General features: G+C 53.2%; 4 protein-coding genes. All 4 read right to left on the reverse strand.

The features are described from left to right. Nucleotides 1-1056, reverse strand: a 1056-nt coding sequence (locus tag Q0336_RS05530) for a DUF4876 domain-containing protein (RefSeq protein WP_298526476.1), incomplete at its 3' end; no start/stop codon positions are given. Between the two features lie 33 nt (nt 1057-1089). Continuing rightward, nucleotides 1090-2508, reverse strand: a complete 1419-nt coding sequence (locus Q0336_RS05535) for a hypothetical protein (RefSeq protein WP_298526478.1) — start codon at nt 2506-2508, stop codon at nt 1090-1092. Nucleotides 2509-2532: 24 nt separating this feature from the next. After that, nucleotides 2533-3966, reverse strand: coding sequence for a hypothetical protein (locus Q0336_RS05540; RefSeq protein ID WP_298526480.1), 1434 nt, complete (start codon nt 3964-3966; stop codon nt 2533-2535). A gap of 13 nt (nt 3967-3979) precedes the next feature. Further along, on the reverse strand, nt 3980-6409 hold the full coding sequence (locus Q0336_RS05545) for a TonB-dependent receptor (RefSeq protein ID WP_298526482.1): 2430 nt from the start codon (nt 6407-6409) through the stop codon (nt 3980-3982). Nucleotides 6410-7271: the final 862 nt, after the last annotated feature.

The raw sequence follows: 7271 nt of genomic DNA on the forward strand, positions 1-7271 counted from the left end.
GCTGGTTGAGTTGTTGTCATCAACGAACTTCTTCCCGTCCCACTTGCGAATTATCGCCATACCCGAGTACTTCTCCCAGTCTCTTGTAGGGGTAGACCTAATGAAGTTGTCCGTGACTGCAGTATATCCCTTGTCGAAGGTATCCTTGTAGTCACTTGAGCTGTAGGGGTTGAGCTTGTACTCCTTCTTGGGGCAGACGATGATGCAGTCTATTGCCTTATCGAAGGGAATTTCGATGACCTTGATCGCATTGTGGTGGTGGGTGCTGAGGGTATTGACGGTATGTCGGTAGCCACGACGATCCTTCGTGTCAGGATAGTTCTTGGCGAAGTCTTGGGGTGTCCAAGGAAGCTGAATAAGCGCGATAGCACTCGTCTCAGTGATCTCCTTCAGACCGAAATCAACTTCATCCTTCTCTTCCTTGTCATACCCCGAGAAGATGGGGACGAGGTCAGGGACATTGGGGTTGTTCTTGCGTTCGCCATCGTTTTCGGCATTGGTCCATTCCCAGTCGACCTTTGACAGATCAAAGAAATCATCTACCCCTGAGTATAGTGTGCGGTCTACGGGCTCGCCATTGTCACGATCAAGGCGCGTGAAGAAGTCCTTAGCGTGGTCCATCGCATACTTGGCGATGACTACCGTTTGTCCTGGATTGATGGGATGCTCCTTCCCGCTACCTGGGAAGTAAGAAATAGTCCCAACGCCAAGGTACTGCTTTCGGAAATCCTCTTTGCCCTCGAACTTCACTGCAACCGAAGGATCAAGTGCAGAAGAGCACAGAGCAAGCCCATCTAGATACTTGACCTCAGAGGTAGGGTTATGGATCGTGATGTACGCATCGTCAGCATACCAATTCTGTCGTGGTGCCAGATGATACTTCTCTGGGAATTTCTGGGTATAGGCATGCCCGATGTAGAAGACCTCCTTGATGATCAAGTGATCGACGGAGGAGCGAGAGTCGGATCGATGTTTGGGTGCCTCGTTGCGAGCGCAGGAGATGATCCCCCCGAGGAAGATCATAGCTAGGGCTAAGCGATGGATGTGTGTGCGCATAGCTGAGATAGGATTTATTAAAGGATGATGTGATTATAGGAACCAGTTGCCATAGCCCGAGCCACCGCCCGTGCCGTGCGTCTGGACATTCTGCGAAGCTTCTAGAGCATCTTCGGAGGAGAGACCGATCTCTTGCCCTAGGTAGTAGTAATAGGGGTCATTGGGGTCAATGGCTGTCGGGTCGGTGTCGAAGCTACTGCAGAAGACCTTGACGGGGATGTTGAAGCGGAAGACTTCCTTCCACTGGGAGTCTGCACCATATTCCTTGGGTTCGTCGGGGTTGAACCAGTCGGAGCAGATGAACTTGCTCAGGAAGACATAGGTCGAGTGGCGTGCGAGATAGGGATCCTTAGGGATGAGAGCCTTCTTACCCTTGGGGCACTTCATCACACGCACCGAGAGGTAGAACTTCGGGAGTACAAACGAGGGACGGGTATAGCGTCCGCCCTTGCCCGTCGTCGGATCCGTGCGTCGGGTGATCTCTAGAGGCCAGTCCTTGTGCAGGGCATCATTCTCATCGGCATCGATGTCGAAGTTGAAGTGTCCCTTCAGTCCTACACGGTCTTGGTCGTAGGGTGCTACTGCCCAGTCAGCCTCCTTACGGGTGAGTGGGGGCAGGAGACGCTGGTTGAAGAGCTCTCTAGCTCCGTCACCCATAGCATCGTGGATCCAAGTATCTCGGTAGGTGTATTCGAAGATCTTCGGAGTAGCATCGGCTCGCTCCTTCCACGTGTTCTTCCCTGCGAAGAAGGGTGAAGGTACGGGCTTAGGATCGATCGTACCCCCTGGCTGCCACTGACCGTACTGATCGTACTTGGTCTGCCAAGTGCCACGGCTATCCATCACCTCGTATGGAGCTCCCTTGTCATCGACCTCACTGACGGTGAAGAAGATCTGGTACTGATCCGATTGGTTGAGGATATCGTCATTCATCAGTCGACCATTCTTGTCGAAGAAGTAGAGGCACATGCCCCAGCGCTTGAGTCGCCCGCCGATGATACGTATATAGTTAGGCCCTTGCTTATTCTCCTGCTCTTCGAGGTAGGTGACGGTACTCTGTCGCTGGACCTCGACGGTGGGGTAAGTGCCAGCATTGTTGTGGATGATGACGAACTCCTCCTGCTTCCATGGAGCCTTGGGGTAGACGAAGTTCCCGTGCATCATCCCATCACCATGGGAGTGTCCTTCCTTGAACATCACCAGACACGTAGCCCAGTCCTTGAAGGCTCCGTCGGGGTCAGGGTTAGCGAGATTATCCGTGACACGGATCTTCTTGAGGCTATCGATATACTTATCAGCACCACTCTGAGGAATGGACTTCTTCAGGAGCGGGTTGTCGTCGTAGTTGGGGTGAATATCTCCGAAAACGAACTTATCACACGAGCTCACCGATAGCCCAAGGAGTAGGGCCAGGGCGCTGTGCTTGATCGTCTTGTTTATTCCTGTATTCATAGATTCTTCTTAGGGGGTTAGCGATTACATACGGACGATGTTGCGTCGGTAGCGGTAGAAGAAGTTCTCGGGCTGGGTAAGCATCTGCCAGAGCTGGCTACGCTGTACCTCGGGGTAGAAGCGTCGTACATCTTGGTAGCACTTCTCTTCTCCTTCCTTAGCATCTGCGATCACACGGATGGGGAGGGGATAGTCGATGTCGAAGCTGTCCCACCCTGGCTGGATCTGGTTGGAGTCCCAGAGATAGCCCTTATCCATGTTGTTGGTATTCGTGTATTTCGCAGGCTTGGGTACATCTCCAGTACGCTGCTGACCCTTGGTGAGGATGTTGCAGAGTCGTACTTGAAGGAGGAAGGCGATCCCTGCACGCTTGAACTGCAAGACCCCCTTGAAGCCCAGTCGATCCAGTGGAGCACCCGCATCTAGACTGCGCTCCTGCTTCAGTAGGCCGACGGTCTCTCCGTAGCGCTGTCGTGGGGAGTCGGTCTCGGGGTCGATATAGTCATCATTGTAGGATTCTTCGAAGAGCTTACCTAGCTCCTCTTCCACGGGGTCGGTATCTCGGTATTCGTAGGAGAAGAGCTCGGGGACGAGCTGGTTGAGTCGCTGCATGTCGATACTTCGCACAAGTCGGTAGGTGACACCGTCTGGGGCTCGGTAGGGGACGAGTGCATCGGGGCGACCGGTGATCTCGATTGATCGCCAAGAACGCTCGTTGTCGAAGACAGCGCTGTTCGACCCGAGCTGGAAGCCTTCGGGGACGTAGATATTCGACGCAGAGAACTTCGATGCAGGCTCTACCTTCCCTCCTCGGTCGAGGAAGGTGTAGCGGTCTATATAGTGAGGGGTCTCTTCTAGTGTACGAGGATAGGCAAGCTGTAGGGTCTTCTTGGTATCCTTAGAGCCCTTACTCAAGGTGAAGTGCCCCACACCGAAGAAGTGCTGGTGCATCATCAGAGCCGAGTTGTCTTCGTCGGGCTCTACGGTACCATCCTTACGCTTGACGAAGGGGAAGTTGGAGAACTGATGGTTGATGAGCATCCCATTCTGATCGTAGTACTTGAGCTCTAGGCCATAGTAGATCTTATCCGAAGCGATCACATCGAAATGATCACGCTCTGTGGTGATGGTCATCTGTCCATTGTCATCCTTAGCTATGTCGATCTCTTGGATCATGGGGATGATGGTCTCGTCGCCTGCCACGTGGTAGGTGTTGTAGGTTTCGATCTCTTCGCTGGCATTGGGCCCTACACCGATGGTGCCACCCTTGTAGCCCATACGAAGGATCGCATGGACAGCGTAGATCTGATCGTGCCCTTTGACATCTCGCTCGATCTCAGAGGGGGGAGCTTGGATGAACTTCTTGAAGAACTCGTCTACCTTGTCGTTGGAGCAACTACTCATCAGGAGTAGAGCACCTGCAAGGGGGAGGAGTAGCTTAGTCTGTATGGATTTCATCAGCTTGTGTGCATTAGAACTTGAATAGAAGGCGCATCGACACGTTGGCTCCGCGAGCATGAGCATAGTAGCGGAAGCGGTCTGTGTACTCCTTGTATAGATTGTTGAGGATATTGTCTCCGACGAGCATGACTCGGAGGGAACGCTTGTGAGGAAGGCGTACACCGACCTCTGCTGTCCCGTTGAGCAGGAAGTAAGGGTCTGGAGAGTCGCTGACCAAATCCTTGTCGGGGTCGAAGCGACGCTGCTTAGTCACATAGATGCTCGAGAGGGATAGGGAGGCATGGTACTTCTTGTCTCGGCTGAGGTCGAAGTCATACGTCCCCGATAGCCCATAGCGGTCGGAGGGCATGAAGGGTAGCCAATCTTGACGGGTGATATTGCGGGCGAACATCCATTCTCCCTTCCCGACGAAGCTAAGTCCATTCATAGGTTGGATCGTCGCTTCGATATCGCCGCCATAGAGCTGTACATCGTCTTGGTCGTAGATGAACTTAGGGTACTTCCCGCTGGGGTGGTTGTGGAAGCGATCCTTCCCCGTACCGATATGGTCATAGATATAGCTACTGATGCGCTGGTAGAAGGCACTTGGCTCGACGGAGATCCAGCTATTGCGGTAGCGAGCACCGAGGACAGACTTGTAGCCTCGTTCGCTGGCTAGGTGTCTATTCCCTTCGACCCAGTAGGAGCCTTCTTGCAGGCCGATCGCATAGAGCTCGTTGATATCGGGTGGGCGCCAAGACCAGCCGATATTAGCACGTACGTCCCAGTTCTTGTCGATCTGGTAGTGTCCTGCTAGGCTCGTGGTGAAGTTGCTGTACAGCTTGAAGTCATCGTAGTAGGTATAGCTACTGAGGCTGGTATAGCCACTGACCGACATCACACGGAAGTCATAGCGCATCCCTAGAGCTGCTTGTAGCTTCCCGAACTCAGCCTTGTGGAGGAAGTAGCCCCCCATCGAGAGGGCGGCGAAGTTAGGCACGAAGGCGGGTTGCTTGGTCCCTGGGTAGTTATAGTTCGTCTGATAGGTATTGGACGTACCGACATCGGTCGTCATACCCCAGCGGTTCCACTTAGCGTGCCAGAGGACATCAGCCTTGAAGGTCTTGAGGATCAAGTCCTGCATAGGGATCCAGCTCCAAGTGGTCTTCTTACGGTTTTCAAACTCTTGACGCAGGTTCTCTTGGAAGGAAGCTGTGAAGTCGATCTGATGGTTGTCGCTAAGGTTCCACTTCACCTCTCCCTTGACGGTGAAGTGCTGGGACTGCTGGAAGGGAGGCTGTATCTTGTAGGAGAAGGGGCGGAAGGTTGATTCGTCGGGTCGCCCATATTCGAAGCGCTTGATGAGCTGATCGAGGTCAGATACCTTACTCGCATAGTAGATTCCGCTACGCTGGTAGTAGAGGCTAGAGAAGAGGGTGGCGGTGATGCGAGACGAATGATAGCCCGTCATCGCTGAGAGGCTGATCGTGTTGTAGCCGGTATTGTTGAGGATGTACTCAGCGGTGCTGTAGTCTCCACCCTTGGTGTACATCCCGTGTAGGCGAAGGCCCCAGCGCTTGTAGCCCATCTCTAGGCTTCCAGAGCCACTAGCTCCTCGGGCATTGGTGTCGTAGCCCATATTGATATTCCCATTGACCTTCAGCTTCTCACGTCCGAAGGGGAGGGGCGCATCGTTCAGCAGGACGACACCGCCCATAGCACCGAAGCCATAGCGGATACATTCGGCACCCTTGACGACTTCGACCATACTTGCACCAGTGTAGTCGATCTCGGGAGCGTGGTCTGCACCCCAACTCTGGCTCTCTAGGCGCACACCGTTGTTCATGAGCAGGATGCGGCTACTGTGCATCCCTTGGATCACGGGCTTGGCGATGGTATTCCCCGAACTGATGGAGCTTACCCCAGGGACGGTCTCTAGGAGCTTAGCCAGAGACATGGCACCTCCTCGCTCGATGGCTTTGTGATCGACCTTGGCCGTCTGCTGGAGTTTGTTGGTGTACTGTCTGCGAGCCGTGACCTCTACCTTGGTGATCATCTTGGCATCTTCGCTCATCTTCACTGAGATGATCTTGCTTGCGGGTACGGCCACGGTCTTGGTGACTCGTTGGTAGCCGACACAGCTGATGTCAAGATGAGCGCTAGTGATCATCGTCTTGAAGCGCAAGGTACAGCGACCATTCTTATCGGTCATGGCTGGGGTCGTAGCCCCTGTACAGCGGACGACGGCGCCGATGATGGGTTCTTGGGTTGCGGCATCTAGGATCACGAAGGTGATCTGATCTTGTTGTGCCTTCTCTGCCGCAGTTGTGGGAAGGTCTTCCGTGATATTAGCCTGCACGGGGCTAGATAGAGTGAGCAGGGTGAGACCAAGGGCGAGCCCGAGGGTACTCTGTCGTAGATGATCTATCGGGTGGTGTCGTTTATTTGTTTGTTTCCACATAGGTTCGATTGGAGGAGGACCAGGGTTATCCTCCAGGCATGGATGGGTAATAGGTAGGCAAGGAGTGCCACCCCTTGGAGGAGGGGTACTCAGTGCTCGGATTTGTGGAGGCAGAGCACTGCCTTGTGGGTCAAAGCAGGGGCTACCTCAAGATGTTTGAATATGCTTCATAGGCGCTAAGTCAAAGTTGGGTAATGGTCTTGTATGCTCAACGTCGCAAAATTAGAGCAAAGGTGCTTCGCTTTTCATACCTCATAATAGGGATTATTGGAGCCTTCCTACCTAGTTGTGTGGATCTGGTTCTTGCTCCCCTTATATATTATGGTGTAGTGTAGCGTCATTGATGGGGAGCAAATAAAACCTACTGTGGGTCGCCTTACCGACCTACTGTGGGTCGGTCGACCGACCCACAGTAGGTTTTAAAGGCGATCCACGGTAGGTCGTTTTTTGGGGTAGGGGAGGTGCGGGCAGAAAGGGTGGGGGAAAGAAGAGCGTTTTTGAGCCCCGAGGAATGAATTCCCTCCATGCGGGGAATGACCTTGCTCATTTAGGGGGATGAATACGCTCGTTTAGTGGGTTGAATTTGGCTCTTTCGGTTTGGTACTCTTGCTCCATGGGCTGCAAAAGGAGTCGAGTCGAGGAAGAAGGCACCCATTTCTCACCCAGATTTTGGAGTAGCCTTCACAGAAAGATGAAATTTTTTTCACCCCTTGTAAGTGCCTTATTTATGGGCAAGTGAATTCAACTCAACGAGGGTAGTAAGGAAATATTTTGCGAGGAGATTTGGTTGGAAGAAAAGTTTTGCACTATCTTTGCAACCGCAAACGAGAAACGGCGGCCAGGACGGACAGCGAGCGAGCTA

The sequence above is a fragment of the uncultured Porphyromonas sp. genome (assembly GCF_938039215.1).
GTDB lineage: Bacteria > Bacteroidota > Bacteroidia > Bacteroidales > Porphyromonadaceae > Porphyromonas.